At 42.1% G+C, this 18,058-nt stretch carries 17 protein-coding genes and 1 other RNA gene; 9 read left to right on the plus strand and 9 right to left on the minus strand.

The genetic code is table 11. The annotated features are described in order from the left end of the window. Positions 1–213: 213 nt before the first annotated feature. Positions 214–321 (plus strand): helix-turn-helix transcriptional regulator, encoded by a 108-nt coding sequence (locus tag ACED41_RS20540; RefSeq protein WP_371725584.1) that lies wholly within the window; start codon positions 214–216, stop codon positions 319–321. Here the strand turns inward: ACED41_RS20540 and ACED41_RS20545 are convergent. From ACED41_RS20545 to ACED41_RS20560, 4 genes are all read right to left on the minus strand, one after another. Next, positions 314–1,552 carry an integrase domain-containing protein gene (locus ACED41_RS20545; protein WP_371725579.1) on the minus strand — a complete coding sequence of 413 codons (1,239 nt, stop codon included), beginning with the start codon at positions 1,550–1,552 and terminating at the stop codon, positions 314–316. The two genes, ACED41_RS20540 and ACED41_RS20545, sit on opposite strands and share 8 nt — an antisense overlap. 466 nt (positions 1,553–2,018) lie before the next feature. Then, entirely contained in the window at positions 2,019–3,332 is a 1,314-nt protein-coding gene (locus ACED41_RS20550) for a HipA domain-containing protein (RefSeq protein WP_102458720.1), read from the minus strand. Continuing rightward, complete coding sequence (locus ACED41_RS20555; RefSeq protein WP_017104942.1) at positions 3,316–3,618, minus strand: helix-turn-helix transcriptional regulator; 303 nt, start codon at positions 3,616–3,618, stop codon at positions 3,316–3,318. The genes ACED41_RS20550 and ACED41_RS20555 overlap by 17 nt, the downstream gene beginning before the upstream one ends. 209 nt (positions 3,619–3,827) lie before the next feature. After that, positions 3,828–5,159 carry an ATP-binding protein gene (locus tag ACED41_RS20560; RefSeq protein WP_371725580.1) on the minus strand — a complete coding sequence of 444 codons (1,332 nt, stop codon included), beginning with the start codon at positions 5,157–5,159 and terminating at the stop codon, positions 3,828–3,830. Between the two features lie 200 nt (positions 5,160–5,359). Here ACED41_RS20560 and ACED41_RS20565 point away from each other — a divergent pair, with 200 nt between their 5' ends. The 3 genes from ACED41_RS20565 to ACED41_RS20575 are packed head-to-tail and all read left to right on the plus strand — an operon-like array spanning position 5,360 to position 8,625. After that, the gene (locus tag ACED41_RS20565) at positions 5,360–5,674 is read left to right on the plus strand and encodes a hypothetical protein (protein ID WP_371725581.1); all 315 of its coding nucleotides are present in this window, start codon (positions 5,360–5,362) and stop codon (positions 5,672–5,674) included. A 7-nt stretch (positions 5,675–5,681) separates the two neighbouring features. Next, entirely contained in the window at positions 5,682–6,212 is a 531-nt protein-coding gene (locus ACED41_RS20570) for a hypothetical protein (RefSeq protein WP_017106596.1), read from the plus strand. 52 nt (positions 6,213–6,264) lie between these two features. Next, the gene (locus ACED41_RS20575; RefSeq protein ID WP_371725582.1) at positions 6,265–8,625 is read left to right on the plus strand and encodes a DEAD/DEAH box helicase family protein; all 2,361 of its coding nucleotides are present in this window, start codon (positions 6,265–6,267) and stop codon (positions 8,623–8,625) included. Positions 8,626–8,964: 339 nt separating this feature from the next. On the opposite strand, the gene ssrA is transcribed toward ACED41_RS20575, so the two are convergent. Both ssrA and smpB read right to left on the minus strand, forming a co-directional pair. Then, positions 8,965–9,331, minus strand: a transfer-messenger RNA (tmRNA) gene (gene ssrA, locus ACED41_RS20580). 66 nt (positions 9,332–9,397) lie between these two features. Then, positions 9,398–9,883, minus strand: coding sequence for an SsrA-binding protein SmpB (gene smpB, locus ACED41_RS20585; RefSeq protein WP_004735156.1), 486 nt, complete (start codon positions 9,881–9,883; stop codon positions 9,398–9,400). A 119-nt stretch (positions 9,884–10,002) separates the two neighbouring features. Here smpB and ACED41_RS20590 point away from each other — a divergent pair, with 119 nt between their 5' ends. Both ACED41_RS20590 and ACED41_RS20595 read left to right on the plus strand, forming a co-directional pair. After that, positions 10,003–10,431 (plus strand): SRPBCC family protein, encoded by a 429-nt coding sequence (locus ACED41_RS20590; RefSeq protein ID WP_010438915.1) that lies wholly within the window; start codon positions 10,003–10,005, stop codon positions 10,429–10,431. 3 nt (positions 10,432–10,434) lie between these two features. Continuing rightward, positions 10,435–10,743, plus strand: a complete 309-nt coding sequence (locus ACED41_RS20595; RefSeq protein ID WP_016796754.1) for an RnfH family protein — start codon at positions 10,435–10,437, stop codon at positions 10,741–10,743. 164 nt (positions 10,744–10,907) lie between these two features. Here ACED41_RS20595 and bamE read toward each other — a convergent pair whose 3' ends face one another. The 3 genes from bamE to nadK form a co-directional block, all read right to left on the minus strand. Next, a complete protein-coding gene (gene bamE, locus ACED41_RS20600) occupies positions 10,908–11,267 on the minus strand; it encodes an outer membrane protein assembly factor BamE (protein WP_010438918.1) in 360 nt (119 codons plus the stop codon). Between the two features lie 167 nt (positions 11,268–11,434). After that, positions 11,435–13,099 carry a DNA repair protein RecN gene (recN, locus tag ACED41_RS20605; RefSeq protein ID WP_017059862.1) on the minus strand — a complete coding sequence of 555 codons (1,665 nt, stop codon included), beginning with the start codon at positions 13,097–13,099 and terminating at the stop codon, positions 11,435–11,437. 278 nt (positions 13,100–13,377) lie between these two features. Then, the gene (gene nadK / locus ACED41_RS20610) at positions 13,378–14,262 is read right to left on the minus strand and encodes an NAD(+) kinase (RefSeq protein ID WP_371725583.1); all 885 of its coding nucleotides are present in this window, start codon (positions 14,260–14,262) and stop codon (positions 13,378–13,380) included. Positions 14,263–14,405: 143 nt separating this feature from the next. On the opposite strand from nadK, the gene grpE reads away from it, so the two are divergent. The 3 genes from grpE to ACED41_RS20625 all read left to right on the plus strand — a co-directional run bounded on the left by grpE (position 14,406) and on the right by ACED41_RS20625 (position 17,945). Further along, complete coding sequence (gene grpE, locus ACED41_RS20615; RefSeq protein ID WP_017069543.1) at positions 14,406–14,987, plus strand: nucleotide exchange factor GrpE; 582 nt, start codon at positions 14,406–14,408, stop codon at positions 14,985–14,987. A 388-nt stretch (positions 14,988–15,375) separates the two neighbouring features. After that, positions 15,376–16,650, plus strand: coding sequence for a dicarboxylate/amino acid:cation symporter (locus ACED41_RS20620; RefSeq protein ID WP_102393638.1), 1,275 nt, complete (start codon positions 15,376–15,378; stop codon positions 16,648–16,650). Between the two features lie 257 nt (positions 16,651–16,907). Continuing rightward, entirely contained in the window at positions 16,908–17,945 is a 1,038-nt protein-coding gene (locus ACED41_RS20625) for a polysaccharide lyase family 7 protein (RefSeq protein ID WP_017062790.1), read from the plus strand. Positions 17,946–18,058: the final 113 nt, after the last annotated feature.

Genomic DNA, 18,058 nt, shown 5'->3' on the forward strand with positions numbered 1-18,058 from the left:
GAAGGTCTGTAGCGCTTGGAATGGATTTCTTGAGTGCAAAGATCGCGTCACAAAAATGTGTACAAGAGATTGGATTGACCTGATCAGTTAATTTTCCGGATTGGTATAATATCGATGTGATATTATTCAAAAAAACTATTCGGTTGATTCAGTTGAAAGAGGTGATGGCAGTAACGGGACTCTGGACTCTCGCGCTCAAGTATCTACAGCTGTATCAACGATAAACGCTTTCCAGGGCAAATGTTTCTTGGTTGTCGCTCCGTTGCGTGGGGTGAGAGCGAAATCGACGATTGGTTTGAGCAACGTATTGCGTCTAGATGACTTTGAGCTTTGGAATCCCAGAAACAGAGAGAGTTCCTTTTGATGCGTTCTCAATATGCCCACTCCACCAGCACATCATAGGAATTCGTCGTTCAAGATAGTCGGTACGGTTATAGGCACTTCGCACTTGGTTATCGTCGACGTGAGCAAGTGCCGCTTCAATCAAGTCCGGCTCAAAGCCTTGTTCGTTGAGAGTGGTGCTGGCTAGCGAACGTAGGCCATGACTAACCAACCTTCCTGCAAACCCCATTCGTTTTAGAGCCATATTAGCGGTTTGGCTGTTACATGGCTTTTTAGGATCACGGTCAGAAGGGAAGACAAATTCACGATGCCTACTAATTGGGTGTATGGCCTCTAGTAGTGCAATCGCCTGTTCAGTGAGAGGAATGCGATGTTCCTTTCGCTTTTTCATTCGTTCAGCCGGAATGGTCCAGATTTTTTCTTCAAGATTTATTTCATCCCAACGTGCACCTGCGGCTTCCGCAGGGCGCGTCATCGTATGCAGTTGCCACTTAATCAAGCAGCGGGTAGTGCGTTTGATTGAGGCATTAGCAATAGCAGCCATCAGCTCAGGTAGTTCATCAGGCTTTAGAGCCGCCATGTTCTCTTTCTTGGGCTTTTTGAAGGCATCTTTGATACCGCTTAGCGGATTAGAAAAGATGAGACCAGTATTCACCGCGAAGGTCATAATCTCATTAAGTCGCTGGGTTAATCGCTTGACAGTTTCTAAACTGCCTTTGGCTTCGATAGGGCGAAGCATCTGTATAACCTCTTTGGCAGAGATTTTTGCAATTGGATAGTTACCAAGCGACGGGAATACATGTAGATCCAGTGAGCGCCAAATATCGTCAGCATAACCTGGCGTGATTGAAGCGCGCTTAACGTCAAACCAGCTTTTGCTTACGTTTAGAAGTGTGTGCTCACTCACTAGGCGTTCTTCATTGCGTTGATGCTCTCTGTGCTCTTTAGGGTCGAAACCCTGGGCGACGAGTGTTCTTGATTCGACGGTGAGCTTTCGTGCTTGAGCGAGAGATATTTCAGGGAAAGGACCTAAGCCCATGTTGATACGCTTTTTAGTGAAAGGGTGGCGGTAGTTGAAGTTCCATAAGCGAGACCCATTCGATCTCACTCTTAGCTGAAGGCCATCGCCATCAGAGAGAACATAATCTTTGTCTTTGGGTTTGGCATGCTCGATATGTTTCTGGGTAAGCCGTGTGGTTGTTCTGCCCATGGTGAAACGCCTCCGTTGCACTTTTGTATTCCATGATTGTATGCCAAAAGTGGTGGAATACAATTTGGAATACCAAGAGATGTGGACTGAGTTGGACGTTAATGGAAGCTCCAGATGCAAGAAAGCCCGTTAAGTTAATAACCTAGCGGGCTTTCTGGACGTCCTAGGACGTCAACATACGTATGTTGGGTGGAGCGTTTAGAAAAGCAAACAGATGGCTCAGTCCCTTGTTGTATAAGGCTTTGTTCTAACTGGAATATGGCTTGGGAATAAACTGGGGAGTACGTGATTTTATGTCTACTTTTGATACGTAAATCACGCTTTTCTTCAGATTACTATCGGTTCAACTTCCTCATCAGGAGCTGAACTGGCTGCGATAATCATCAAGTAGGTAACACAAAGAGCTTTTGCTCTTTGTGCTTTCTATATTCTGATTAGATAGCTTATCTATAAGCTAAAGCTAAAGCTAAAGCTCAATTTCAGTGATGAGTGGTGATTGCTTAAGGAAGTGCTCACATCTAGCCACAACGATTTCACGGTATCGGTTTAAATAAGGTAATTGTGAATCAGAAGTAGGAGTGACGAGAAATATAGCATCATCAATGTTGTTTATAATGTCATTTGCGATCTTTACTAGGCTCTGTTGAAGTAATTTTGGTGAAATACCACAATCGTCAGCAAACTCTACAAGTTGGTAGGCATTAATAGAATCTGAGTCAAATTCATCCCCAATTGCCATCGCAAGATCCTGCTCAAATTCAGGGTACATTCTTACATTGACTAGATCGTAAAGTGGCGTTGGTGTTAAGCCCGATTTTTGGACAAAGAAACTGAAGTTTTTGCCATGTGCATCTGCGTTATAAATACAGAGATTGAACATTGCCCACTTTAGGATCGCTAGTTTTGCCGCTAATGGGTTTTCACATTGCTCTGTTACCGAAAAAAGTCGGGCGAAGCTGACACCATCACGAATATGACTGACATCTCTTTGTTTGCCTAAGTTTCGTTCATACTTTCTATCGACACCTAGGTTACAAGCTTGACAGGCATCGATCATATGCCTTCGTTTCACACTTGTTGAACTAAATAGCTTTCGATCAAATCTCTCTACAATTAATGCTGGAAATTGGTCAAAATACCGCAATTCAACGTCAGCAACATCTAGTCCAACTAGCTTCGCTAATTTCATCGTCACAAATTCATTTATGACAAGGTGTTGTTGGTCATTTTTTTCGAACTTCACAATATGAGTTGAGCATAGTTCACCCTCTCCAAACCCTAAGTTTCCATCGATAGATAAAACGTTTAGCTTAGATTGAACCCCCGCTACTGATAGTCTTGGTTTTCCTTCCCATACTTCTAAATACCAAAGTTCAGGGTCAGATAGTTTCTTAATTAATTCACTATCATTGATTGGGTTGAAAGAGGTTTCAGTTTGAACTGGAGAAACACCTTCGGATAAGAACATCATTGCACCTGATGTATCTGTTCCAATCCCACCAACTTGTGCAAATATGTTTGAACGTGATACGCCAAGAAAGTCGATCAAATAATCTAACCCTTTATTTTCAGGGAGTAAATTCTGTAAGAACCTCCTGATATTGACTGATGGTATATCAGAGTTAAATGGAAGGTGTGGCGATATGGGAAATCCATTATCCATCCAATCTTGCTTGTAGATTACAGATAGAGCATCACTTTCTTTACTCAGTGATAGCTTGCCTATGACTTGCTGGCTATAGACTATATCGAGAATGTATTGATTAGACCCAGACGTCATTACCTTTCTCCTGTGATGGGACTGAAGCATCTAAGTCTTGCCATGGTTGTATCGATATCTTTATCCCTAGAGCAGACACAACTTTCATTAAAGAGGTTAGTTTAATATCGGAGCTGCCTTGTTCAATTTTTATGTAGGTTTGTTTTGAAACACCAGAAAGCAATGCTGCATCTTGCTGGGTTATTTTACTTTGAGTTCTTTTTGCTTTGATTGCCTCACCAAGTAGTGATGGTGTGAACACCTGGCTTAGATCTGGTGACTCAGTCGCTTTTACTTTCTTAACCATGGAACCTCCATATAGCATGACGCAATAAAGTATGCCTTAGTAGACTTTTAAATTATTTATACGTAGATTTTAAATAAAAGTCTATTAAAGTTAACCTTTATGGCGAGTGCATTGAGTTATCACATAAAAGTCTAGTGTGATTTACTTTATGTAATGAAAGAACAATAGAGAACTCAAAGCCATGGGGCTTTGAGCTACCTAAAGTATGGCTAACTCTCTATCGGAATCTTAAGGTGGTCGTTCAAGTATTGTGTGTAATACAAAGGCAGTACAACATTGTCTTGCTCTAGTGCATTGGAGCCTTGTGTTCCTGTTAGCTTGATTGTCTTGTGTGGCTTACACTTCGATATATAGGATTGCAGTGACCTAGCACGAGTTCTTTTGCCACTCTTTACTTCTATAGGAATTATACGACCAACCTCATCAGCAATGACAAACTCAATTTCAGCTCTAGCATCCCCCCATGAAAAAGTCGGTTCGTAGCCTAGTGCTGCAAGTTCTTGTTGAACAAAGTTTTCAGCAACGTAGCCTTTGTATTCGTACCCTTGTTGCTTTATTTCACGGTAACTTGTCGCGAGCATGTGATTAAGTAGTCCTACATCAAATAGAAACAACTTTATAGCATTCTCTTTTTGATAGGCTGATAAGGGCGATCTAGGTTGCCCATCGATAGGGTAATTCTTCAAGGTTAGTCTGCATTTATGTAGCCATGTAATGGCACTTTCGTATTCAGCATATCGAGATTTACGCTGATGGACGCCTTTAAACTTGAAACGTTTTACTGAATCATCAAATACTGACGATAACTGTGAAGGAATGTTTCTGAATACGGACTCTATAAGTGTGGCATCGACTTTATCCGAGTACTTGCCAAAGTCTCGTAAGTAACCTTGAATTAAGTTGCTTTGAACGTCTGAAACAAGCTCCGTTCGTTCAATGATACTTCTGTCTGAATGAGTAAACCAAGCATCAACAGCTTCAGGCATTCCGCCCACAAAGTAATAATCAGTAAGCATGCCGAATAGCTTTGTATGTGCAACTTCAGAGTTCACTTGCTGCTCAAATGCTTTAATGAGTGGCTTTTCTTCACTTGCCCAAAGAAACTCTTTAAATGTTAATGGTCTTAAGTTGTGTTGTTCAACCTTACCGACAGGAAAGGATGTAAGTAAACCAATGTTAGAGCCACTTGCTGCAATATAAGCTTGTGGTGCTTTTTCGGCAAAATACTTCAAGGCAGTGACCGCTTTTGGACACTCACCTATCTCATCGAGGATCAGTAGATCAGTGGCGAGGTCAAATACCTCTCCCGTTAATAGTTCAATATTGGTAATGATATCGTCAGGATTTAGAGAGTTAGAAAATGCTTCTCTGAACTGCGGCTCTTCTAAGAAATCAATTCTTATAACTTTGTTAAAATTTTGACCTAGTAGTTCCTGTAACAGATAAGTTTTACCCGTCTGTCTGGCACCATCGATCAAGAGTGGCTTTCTTGATGACTTCTCTTTCCATTTGAGTAGTTTGTTTAAGATTTCTCTCTTCATGCGTATTGCTCACCTCTGATATGCATTAGTACATTATCATATTATTGCGCCAGTTTATGTTTTAATTAAACGCTTTTATGCGCATTAAAGTGTTGTGCTTGATCTTTTTTATGCGCATAAAAGTGTTGGTTGGTGATTGATGAAAATGCCTCGTAACGGTATTATCAAATATAATTCATAGAGATAATGATGGATGTACAGTGTTCAGTGACGAAAAGCTAATAGAGCTTATATGCTATGAAGAAATGATCTTGGAAGGGCTAGATAAGAGTTCCTGGCGTTTGATAAAGCTCGCTACTCCGCAGGTATGGGAACATCAATGTGAAATGTCAGAAGAGTATTCTTGGGTTCTTGGTGTTATGGGGTTTCATTGCGTCTACTTTGATGGTGAGAGAGAAATGTATGTTATCGCTACATTTGATAGTTTTGGTGAAGTTGGTGAATCAAAACAAGAAAGTAAAAAACTGCATCATCTTATGACAGAATTGGTGAGATCTCGATTTACACATCCTTAGGCATAGTATGAATACCCAGAAAGTTTTTGAAGAGTTAGAAACTGCGAGTGACTTTGAGTTGTTTCGGCTCAAATCAGCTATAGAGAAAGTCTTAGAAGATCCCGATAGAGCAAGAGCTTTAAAAGCGAAAATTACGGTAGGTATGGAAGTTGAATACTTTTGTACAGAACGAAATCATTCTGTGCTTTGTACCATATTGAAAGTTGGTAGAACTCGGGTGGACATTAGTGAAAAAGAAACAGGAAAAGGTTGGTCATTACCCTTTTATTTTTTAAACCTCGATCACATTGATACTGAGTTAGTATCAAATAAAGCTGTAGGACTGTCGAAAGCGGAGCTGTCGATTGGGCAAACTGTTGGTTTTGTTAGTAATAGGGATAATCAAGAGTATATTGGACAAGTCTCTAAGCTAAACCCTAAGAAAGTGGTTGTATTGGTTGGTAATACCGCTTGGACAGTACCGTATTCAATGTTATTTCCCGTACTAGATTCCGAAGCGAGTCAGACAAAGCAGACATTGATACTTGCAGATAAATAGACCTATCAAAGCCTATTGGCTTTGATTTCTAAATGCATAGGATGCGAAGATCATGGATGAACTGGAATCCGTCAATCATAGGATTGCTGAGTTAAAATCCGAGCTATCTCAGCTTGAGAAAAGACGAAATGAACTACTGTCTAGTCCAGTGAATCTAGAGCAAACTCTGTTAACTCCAGGACAGAAAATCGAGCTATTTCAAAGTTACTTCCGAGGAAATCACCACTGTTATGCTAATCGTTGGCAAAGCTCGGCAGGTCGAAATGGTTACTCAATAGCTTGCTCCAATGAGTGGCAGCAAGGGGTATGTGAAAAGCCGAGGGTAAAGTGTTTAGAGTGCTTGAATCAAGCCTTTAAACCTCTGGATAGAGATGCGATCTATCATCACTTAACTGGCGCTGAGGTCATTGGCTTATATCCTATACAACCTGATAATTCGTGTTTCTTATTAACCATAGATTTTGATAAAAGCGACTGGCTTCAGGCATCTCAAGCTTATGTTGAAGCGTGTGAGTTTTATGATCTGGATTGTTTGTGGGAGCGCTCTCGTTCAGGTAAAGGAGCGCATGTCTGGATTTTCTTTGAATCCGCAACAACAGCAAAGGACGCAAGAGAATTAGGCTTTCTTCTCTTAGACAAAGCGATGCAAATCCATAGTGCATTAGCTTTTGATTCTTATGACCGACTCTTCCCTAATCAGGATGTTTTACCCACTGGCGGTATCGGCAATCTAATCGCTTTACCCTTACAAAAACAAGCAAGGGCTAATCAAAACTCAGTGTTTTTGGATCGTTTTGGTCAACCCTATGCCGATCAATGGTTGGCACTAAAATCAGTTCAGAAAGTACCAGTATCTAAACTTGAAAAGCTGATATCGGCTATAGAGAAAAAAGCTAAACAACCAGACGTTAGTGACTTGAAACCATGGGAACGTAACGTATTGCCAACATCGGGCATTGATGGGTGTCCGTCAAACGTAACCGTAGTATTGGCAAACCGCATTTATTTATCTCTCTCAGAGCTTCCTAATCCATTAGTCGCTAGACTCAAAAAGTTAGCATCATTTTCTAACCCCCAGTTTTTTAAAGCGCAGGGCATGCGTCTTTCAACTAATGGTATAGCTCGCTTTATATGCTTAGCGGAGTTAGATAATGGCTATTTAAGCTTACCTAGAGGATGCCTTGATGATGTACAGGAAATCTTGGCGGATCTGCATATCAAGGTAGATCTCGTTGATAAAAGAACGCTTGGGCAGGAGTTGGAGTTAGTTAACTTTCAGGGTGAGTTACGACAATCACAGCAAAAAGCAGTGGACTCCTTGCTTAAGTTTGATTGTGGTGTGCTACATGCTCCCACTGCTTTCGGTAAGACGGTGACGGCTATCGGTCTGATAGCTCAACGCAAAGTTAATACACTGATTTTAGTGCATAGCAAGCAACTCGCAGACCAATGGAAGGATCGTCTAACAGCCTTCTCTGACGGCATTGATATCGGTATTTATACTGGAGCAAGGAAAAAACCAACAACTCAAGTCGATATTGCTACCTATCAAAGCCTGATAAGCCGAAGTGATAATACTGTAAACCCAATGATTCATGAGTATGGCCAGATCATAGTTGATGAATGCCATCATTTATCTGCACCGCAATATGAACGTGTATTGTCAGAGGCTCATGCGAAATATGTCTATGGGGTAAGTGCGACTTTAGAACGTAGAGATGGACATCAACCCATTATTTTTATGCAATTGGGGAGGGTGAGACACACGATCAAGGTTGATAAAGCATTTCAATTTCAACAGATACTGCATTGTAGAAAACTAGCGTATGTCCCACCGCTTGCTCTCACTAATAATGAATCAAAGCCACATATATCAGAAGTCTATCGTTGGCTTATGGAACATCCTGAGAGAAACAAGCAAATCTTATCTGATACTCAATCTGAAATCTTGAAAGGTCGAGTGCCTATCATTTTGACTGAACGAAGAGAGCATGCTGCCACTCTCTATCATGTTTTGGTTGAAGAGGGAGTGCAAGCTCAGCTACTTGTTGGATCTATGAAGAAAAAGTCTCTGAAACAAGTAATGGATCAGCTCGATTCAGCTCAGGTACTTGTTGCCACGGGAAAATTTGTCGGAGAAGGGTTTGATTTACCGAGACTAGATACATTGATCTTAGCGCTACCTGTATCGTGGAAAGGCTCGTTAATACAGTATGTAGGACGAATTCAAAGGCAATATCAAGGTAAAACAGAAGTGAAGGTGATTGACTACGTAGATACTAAATTACCAATGCTACAACGAATGTTTAAGAAGCGAGAGAAAGGCTATAAAGCCCTTGGTTTTGAAGAGGAAGTACAAGGACGTGGTTATCAGTCTTCATTAGACTTGCCTGTAGATATTGCATCCGAGTAGTTGAGTGAGACTGAAACTACTTAATGGTTGATGCTGTTCATTGTTTGCTTATGAGATCAAAGATCAAATGTAGGTAAACCTTCGGACATGATTTTTCTGATTTCTAACTCTAGTGCACTTGCTTTAGCATTATTCAAGTCGGATGTGCGGAGATTACGCTTGGTCCTTTTACTATGTGTTGAAAGCGAGAGGGGGCTTGAAAGCGAAAGTGCAAGGTATCTTTTACCGGGAGTGAAAGGTGGCGCGTTTAGTACCTGCTTTTAGTACGAATAGCATAATTAATGATTATAAATACAAAAAGGGCGATAACTCAATGAGTTACCGCCCTTTCCAAACGTTTGGTGGAGCTGGCGGGAGTTGAACCCGCGTCCAAAAATCATTCATCATTGGTACTACATGCTTAGTCGATCTTTAATTTCACCAGCAACCTGCGAACCGACACGCTAGTTAAAGGCTAACCTGAATTATAATTCGCGCTTTTCCTCTCAGGTGGGAGAAGCCACGCTAGCTAGTTTGGGTTTGATCTCTTATTGGTCCCCGTCTTACGAGCGGAAGCTAGGGTAAGAGAGCTCTGAGCAGGTTATTAAGCTGCTAGTGCGTAGTTTTCGTCGTTTGCGACTATTTTTTTGCGGCTTTTAACGTGGCCAACCGCCCCACGGCATGCACCTCAGACTTCAAAATTCCTGTCGAATCCTAAATCAGCCCCAAGTGTTATTTGCATAGTACCAGAAAAGCTTACCCTGTCTAGCACTGTGCGTTTAAGTGCTTAAAATTAACGCAAATTACTCTTCATAATTCGTGCTTTATCTCTCGCCCAATCTTTTTCTTTCATATCAGTACGTTTATCGTGCAGCTTTTTACCTTTCGCTACGCCAACTTTAATCTTCGCCCAAGAGCGAGACCAGTAAAGTGCGGTTGCGACAAGCGTCATGCCTTCACGGTTAATACGACCGATAAGGTTGTCGAGTTCTTTTCTCGACATTAATAGTTTACGGATACGTGTTGGGTTCGCCACGATATGAGTACTCGCTTGAGTTAGCGGAGTAATCGTCATACCACTGATGAATGCTTCGCCATCTCGGATGTATACGTAGCTTTCTGCGATATTGGTTTTGCCTTCACGTAGGGATTTTACTTCCCAGCCTTGTAGCTCAAGCCCCGCTTCTATCTCATCATCGATGAAATATTCGTGGCGAGCTTTCTTATTAAGCGCAATGGTATTACTACCGGCTTTTGATTTTGATTTATTCTTTGCCATAATGGCCTCATTATACGGAATGCGCCCTAGATGGGGAATCCTTTTTATTTGCGCTCTGGCCCAATACAATTAAAATTGCAGTTTGTGTTAATGTAACGCTGTCTTTAACAGGAGTCTATATGCCAAAGGTTACTCGTTCAGCATTAGTGTCTTTTAGTGCCGACCAGATGTTCAGCTTGGTCAATGATGTTGCTCGTTATCCTGAGTTTTTGCCAGGATGTTCTGGTTCTCGTGTGATCGAATCTTCAGATTCCGCGATGGTGGCTTCGGTTGATGTCTCTAAAGCTGGTATCAGTAAAACATTCACTACGTCGAATCGAATGGCGGATGGTGCTGAAATTTTAATGGAGCTGGTAGATGGCCCGTTTAAGAAGCTGGAGGGGGGCTGGTATTTCACTCCTCTAGACGACCAAGCATGTAAGGTTGAACTTAAACTAGAGTTTGAATTTTCTAGTCGAATGATTGAAATGGCATTTGGCAAGATTTTCAATGAACTGACAAGCAATATGGTCAGTGCTTTTACTCAACGAGCGAAACAGGTTTACTAAGCCATGACTATTGAATCAGATATGATCCACGTAGAAGTTGTGTTTGCGCTTCCACATGAGCAGCGTGTATTTACCTTAGTGGTAAATAAGAACGCGACCGTTGAAGAGATTATTGCGCAGTCTGGTGTTTTAGAGTTGTATCCAGAAATCGACTTGGCGAAAAATAAAGTTGGCGTATACAGCCGCAACGTTAAGTTAGATGCAACCGTTCGAGATAAAGATCGTATCGAAATTTATCGAGCACTGTTAGCCGATCCAAAAGAAATTCGCCGTAAGCGTGCTGAACAAGCGAAAGCGGCGGCTAAATCGTAATACCAAACAAATTTGAATGATAAAGAAGCTCGCATTAGCGAGCTTTTTTTCATCTGTTTGTTAGACAATACAGTCTCATTTGTTAGCAGATATTAAAAAGCCTGCTCATATGAGCAGGCTTTTGCGATTCTTGCTTTTGACTGGAAAGCTTTGTTAGTTGAAAGCTAGCGAAGGCTTTCGAAGAATTCATCACTGGCTTCAAAATCACCATTGATCGTCACTAAGGTGCCCGTTGCATCAAAGTTAACAACAAGATTTTTTTGAATCGAGTCTTCATGGCCTTTTGTGTGGTGGTAAATGTAGTACCACGTATCTGGGTAGCCATTTTCGATAAGCATAGGTGAGCCCATAACGTAACGAACTTGTGTTTTTGTCATGCCAAACTTGAGCTGATCGACAGCTTCCTGTTCAACATAGTTACCCTGATTGATGTCAATTCGATAAACCAACTTCTCTAATAGAGAGCAACCGGTCAACATTGTTAGTGCAAGTGGAACTGCAACTAACCACTTTTTAATTCGCATAGTTTGAGATCTTTCTTCGCTAAAATACTGCCTGATAATAAACAAGCTCCAGCAAGAAGTAAAAAGCTCCTTGCGCTTTGAGCTTGTTATGACTGGCAATTTTGAATTAAGTTGCAAAATTGCCAAGAATTTTCGGTAAATTATCAGAAAGTTGCTGAATATGTAACCTATGCTGCGATTAATAACTCTTTTGCATTGGCAAGCGTCGATTCGGTAATCTGGCTGCCACCAAGCAGTCGAGCAAGCTCTGAAACGCGTTGTTGCTCATCAAGCGTGTGCATTTGAGTCTCGGTTTTACCTGATTTCGTGTTCTTCGCTACAAAAAGTTGTTGGTGACCGCAACCGGCAACTTGAGGTAAGTGAGTCACGCACATAACTTGTGTCGATTCGCCCAGCTTACGTAGCATTTTTCCGACAACCGCAGCGGTTGGTCCACTGATACCCACATCGACTTCATCGAAAATCAGGCTTGGTGTATCCACTTTTTGCGCTGTGATCACCTGAATCGCCAGTGAGATTCGTGATAACTCACCACCAGAGGCCACTTTCGCAATCGGCTGCATTGGTTGGCCTGGGTTGGTCGAAACAATGAAGGTCACGTTATCCATACCCAATGGAGAAGGGTGTGTGTTGGTGTTGTTCACTTCAATGGCAAACTGCGCTTTTTCCATGCTCAGTTCGTGCATGCTTTGCGTGATCAGCTTGTTGAGCTCTTTTGCGTAACGAGTTCGAGATTTATGAAGCTTCTCTGATTTAGCAACGAACGATTGGTATTGGTTTTCTACCTCGTTGGCCAGTTCTTCCAATTTTTCATCAGAGCAATCAAGCGCTTCAACTTGTTGTAGTAAGTCTTGATGGTGCTTATACAGCTCTTCAGGTAACACGTGGTGTTTACGAGACATCGACATCACTTTAGAGAAACGCTCCTCAACGTAAGCCATACGACCGGGATCAACATCAATGCTGTCTAGGTAGGTTCTTAACTCGTTGTTGGTCTCTTCGATCTGAATAATGGCTTCAGAAAGCAAGTTCGGTAACTCGGCCAATCTTTCATCTAGCTCAGCTAACTGAATTAAGGAGTTATTGGCCGATTGCAGAATACCAAGCGCATTAACTTCTTCGCCTTCATAAATAAGCTCGATAGCTTGCTGACAGGTTGTGGCCAGTTCTCCGCTATTGGAGAGGCGCTTATGCTCTTGTTCGAGGTCTTCATATTCTTCCTCCCCAATAGACAGCTCATTTAACTCTTTGATTTGGTATTCAAGAAGTTGTTTTTGAGCTTGGTTTTGCTGGCTATTCTCACGTAACTCTTTTAAGTGGTTATCCGCTTGTCGCCATGCTTGGTAAGCATTACGTGTCGATTTCAATAGGTTCAAGTGGCCTGCGTATTGATCAAGCATGGCCATTTGATAATCGCTTTTCATCAACTGGTGATGCGCGTGTTGACCATGGATGTTGATCAACAGTTGTCCAAGTGATTTCAATTGCGAAAGAGGGACAGGGCTACCGTTGATGAATGCACGAGAACGACCTTCTTTTGAGATGGTTCTGCGCAGGATGCACTCACTGCCATCAAGCAATTCGTTGTCTTCTAACCAGCGGGTTGCATGCAGATTGTTCTCAAGTAAAAAAGCGGCACTGACTTCGGTTTTTTCTTCACCTTGTCGAACCATTCCTGCATCGGATCTTCCCCCAAGACATAAGCCTAAAGCATCGATAGCGATAGATTTACCCGCACCAGTTTCCCCGGTGATTGTTGTCATGCCTTTAGATAGTTCTAGCTGTAAAGACTTAACAATAGCGAAATTATTAACACTTAAATGAGCCAGCATTTTTATTTACCTGTATAACTGAACAATACTGTATATAAGTTCAGTATATACTGTTTCTTTATACAGTAAAGTCGACAGGTGAAAATTTTTTGCGACCGTTATCAGAATTGAGGTTGTTCGTAGATCACTGAAACCGCTATAGATTCCCAACTCAGTCGTTCCTCCCTCTTGGGAGTGGAGGTATAAGGAACTGCAGAGAAGCTAGAGCCGACGGGCTTTTACTGGCAATAAAAAGGCTGACGAATGTCGTCAGCCTTTTAAAATCGTTCGCTTTTCACTTAGAACAGCTTACTCGACCAGCCTAGCTTGTTACGTAGAACGTGGTAGTAGTTGTAGTCTTTAGGGTGGATCAGTTTGAGCACATTTGGGCTTTGGTAAATGTGGATCTCATCACCAGGAGAAACAGGCAGTGAGATTTGACCATCGCAGCTCACCTCCTGAGTTCCACGGTTATCAGGCGATACGATAAGCTTAATACGACGCTTGCCATCCACCACTAATGGGCGGCTTGAAAGGGTATGCGGGAACATTGGCACGAGTGAGATAGCATTTAGGCTTGATGACAGGATAGGGCCGCCGCCGGAAAGCGAGTAGGCGGTAGAACCTGTCGGTGTTGAGACGATTAAGCCATCAGAGCGCTGTGAGAAGGCGAAGCTATCATCGATATACACTTCGAACTCGATCATGTGCGCCACTTGTCCGGGGTGCAGTACTGCCTCATTAAGTGCCGCATTGTGGCTTTTTATCTGGCCGTGACGATGAATTTCCGTTTCAAGTAAGAAGCGCTCTTCTTCCATGAACTCGCCTTTGATAACATCAGTCAACGCGCTCTGGAAGTTTTCAGGGTTGAGATCGGTTAGGAAACCAAGATTACCTCGGTTAACACCAATCACTGAAATGTCGAAACGTGACAAGATTCTAGCGGCACCGAGCATGTTTCCGTCACCACCGACCACAATGGCGAGATCGGCGCGTTTACCTAATTCAATCAGGCTAGAAAAATGTTCTTTTGGGATGTCGTCTAAAATAGTGGCGAGTCTGTCATCAACAAACACTTGATAACCCTCAGCACTTAACCACTGATAGAGCTCTCTATGAGTCTGAATTGCTTGCTGATCTCGAGGTTTACCGATAATGGCGATGACTTCAAATGGCTTTTTCATAACGTTTCCAAACGAATTAGGCTTGAATCAAAATTCTTCATCCCCATAATAAAGGCAAGTTGAACGTCTATGCGAGTGTTTTATATCAATTTGGGGTGCAAACACGCCTGTCACTTGCATTGAAAACGAATTCTGGAGATATCATGAGCAACGAAGAAAACAAAGTAACCGAAGCAGAGCTAGATCAGATCATCGCTGAAGCTGAGAAAGTTGAAGAAGCTGAACTGAATGAAGACGCTGCTGATGAGCAGGAAGCAAAAATCGCTCAACTGGAAGCTGCACTGCTTTCTAGTGAATCTAAAGTGAAAGAGCAGCAAGATTCTGTTCTTCGCGCGAAAGCTGAAGTTGAAAACATGCGTCGCCGTAGCGAACAAGAAATTGATAAAGCGCGTAAATTCGCTTTGAACAAGTTTGCTGAAGGTCTGCTTCCTGTAATCGACAACCTAGAGCGTGCAATGCAAGCAGCAGACGCTGAAAACGAAGTGGTTAAGCCACTGTATGAAGGTGTTGAGCTAACGCACAAAACGTTCGTAGACACAGTTGCTAAGTTTGGTCTTAAAGAGATCAACCCTGAAGGTGAAGCGTTCAACCCTGAATTCCACCAAGCGATGTCTATTCAAGAAAGCCCAGATCACGAATCGAACACGGTTATGTTTGTGATGCAAAAAGGCTACGAACTAAACGGTCGTGTGGTTCGCCCAGCGATGGTTATGGTTGCTAAGTAATGACGAATTACGTTGCCAAGTGATTGACTGGTGCATTGACTGAGTTAGTCGCAGCGACAAAATAAATCACTGGTTTGCGTAAAATAAAAAGAGAGGTATAGGCCTCTCTTTTTTTGTGCCTATAACTTGAGAGTCCACGTAAATAAGCATCAAAACCGCATTAAGAATGTCGTTCTTTTTATTTCATTCAGATCAGCGATTTAGAGTTTTGTGTTATGAAACTTGTTGTGATTGAGTAAATGTTTTGATGTCACATTTGTGATGTTTTTGTAAATAAATACTTTTAATTGTTATCTTTGTATGTAAAATCCACTGCCATATAGCGATTTTGGTCGCATATATAACTATAAAAGTACAAATTTTAAACACAACAAACTGGAGAAGAACGATGGATAAATCGCTCTCAAGTAAAATTTTTGTAGGCTTGTTCGCCGGTCTACTTATTGGTACTGCTATTCAGTACCTATTCAGCGGTATTGCTATTTTTGATACGTATCTACTTGGCGCTGCCGAAGGTGCTGGTGGTATGTTCGTATCACTTATCAAATTGCTTGTAGTTCCTCTTGTATACGTATCTATTGTTTGCGGTATTGTTGAGCTAAAAGATATTCGTTCATTTGGTCGTCTTGGTGGTAAAACCTTTGGTCTTTACATTATTAACACCATCATCGCGATTTCAGCAGCGCTAACGATTGGTCTTATTTTCCAACCAGGTGCAGGTGCGAACCTTGCGGGTACGGTTTCTGAGACAATTGCGCTTACAACAACTGAAACGCCAGATATCTTCTCTCTTGTTGTTAATATCGTTCCTAGCAACCCTGTCGAAGCGTTTGCAAGCGGCGACATGCTACAAATTATCTTCATGGCAATTTTGACAGGTCTTGCTATTCAAGCGCTTGATTCTCGTGGTGGCCCAGCCATCAAGACATTCAAGATGGCTAACGAAATCATGATGAAGCTTATCGGCCTAGTAATGAGCTTGGCGCCATACGGTGTATTTGCTCTGATGATTCAACTAGGTGCAACACTTGATGCAAACACGTTAATGTCAGTTGCTGGCTATGTAGCGCTTGTTGTAGCGATGCTTGTGTTCTGGATCTTCTTCTTCTACCCAATGATGGTTGGTTCATTCACTGGTATTTCTCCAAAGCAGTTCCTACGTGCAACTCGTGAGCAAATCCTTTTCTCACTATCGACTGCAAGCTCGAACGCGACGATTCCAGTAACAATGCGTACTCTGACGGACAAACTAAACGTATCTAAGTCAGTGGCAGGTTTCGGTGTACCACTAGGTGCAACAATGAACATGTCTGGTGTATCTATCTACATCGCACTAGCAACTATGTTCGTAGCAAACGCATTCGGTCAGCCAATCAACACTGCTGATATCTTTACTCTAGGTCTAACTATCTTGCTACTTTCTATCGGTGCTGGTGGTGTTCCTGGTGGTGGTGTGGTTATGGTCGGTGTTCTATTGCACCAACTAGGTTTGCCACCAGAAGGTCTAGCGATTGTTGCTGCTGTTGACCGAATCTGTGACATGTTCTGTACTTCTTCAAACGTAGTCGGTGATACAGCGGTTAACACTATCGTTGCTAAATCTGAAAACGAAATTGGCGTTGAAGCTAACGAAGAAGCTGAGCTGCAAAAAGCAGAAGCTTAATTCTTAATTAAGACTCAATAACTGCGAAGCCCCGCTCAACCAGAGCGGGGCTTTTTTGTTTCTGATGATAAGTGCTTTGGGCTATCTGATAACTTAGCTAAAAAGATCTTTGATTGGTGTTAAGTCTCATTTTTTCTTTTTACTCGTGCCGAATTGGCCATCAGTTTTCAATCTTTAATATAGATCACATATAATAATACAATATTATTTTATTGTTCTGGCAACCTACATTATGACGACATAAAGGAAACCCAATAATGAAGCTGTCTTACCTTAGCCTACTGACTGCCAGCCTTTTAGCCGCTCCCGCTCTTGCTTCTAATCACGATATTGGTCAACAGTTCAATCTTGACCCTGCAAAAGCACCAGCACAAAACTTCGATTTATCTAAATGGAAAATTAACTTACCGGAGCTGACGACTGAAGGGTCTAGAAAAGGTAAAACGCTGGAGATTGGTAAAAAGGAACTGTCGAATGTAGACACGCCTTACGTTCACCCTAAATGGTTCTACACGGATGCCGAGTCTGGTGCGATGGTGTTTGTGGCTCCGAATACAGCTCCAACGACGCCAAACAGTAAAAACACGCGTAGTGAGCTAAGAGCGATGCTAGCGGATAGCTACTCTGCGCCGAGCAACAACTTCGCGATTTCAAGCCATAAGAACGCGGAAGAGTTTGGCTCTATCGGTGGCCAGATGACGGCAACACTTTCTGTTGATCAGGTGAGTACCAGTGGTAACTACAATAAAACAGGCGCATTTTCAGTCGTCATCGGGCAAATTCACGGCTCGGACAATGAACCTCTTAAAATTGTTTACCGTAAACTACCAGAGCATGAGCATGGTTCATTAACATGGAACTACGAGCTCAACCCGCCGAAAGAATTGAAAAACGCGAAAGATGAAAATGGAAAGAAACTTCGTAAAGACATTCGCCATGATGTATTTGGTCAATACAATTTGAAAAAGGGCAGTTCTGACCCTAGCGATGGCATTAAGTTAGGTGAAGTTTTTTCATATGATGTAAATATTAAAGATAACATCATGCACTTGACGTTTACTAAGAATCCAAACTCGTCGGATCCAATTGTGAAGACATATGATGTTGATCTGGCGAAAGGTAAATATCAAGGACACGACGTTGATCTTGGCTATGGTCAAGATTGGATGTACTTCAAAGCGGGTGCATACAATCAATGTAACACTAAGAAGTCGAGTTCGGCATGTGAGTGGCGTGGTATGGAAGCGGGTGACTACACACAAGCGAGCTTCTACCAGTTAATTCTCAATCAATAATATTGCGAATCCTTAACTAACTGAACAAGCGTTATTTGAAAAAGACCTTCCTAGTGAAGTAATGCCGATCAGTTAAAGCCAAAGCGATCGGTTGAAGGATCCTTCAGAGCTGT

The organism is Vibrio sp. 1F255 (assembly GCF_041439145.1).
Lineage (GTDB): Bacteria > Pseudomonadota > Gammaproteobacteria > Enterobacterales > Vibrionaceae > Vibrio > Vibrio crassostreae_C.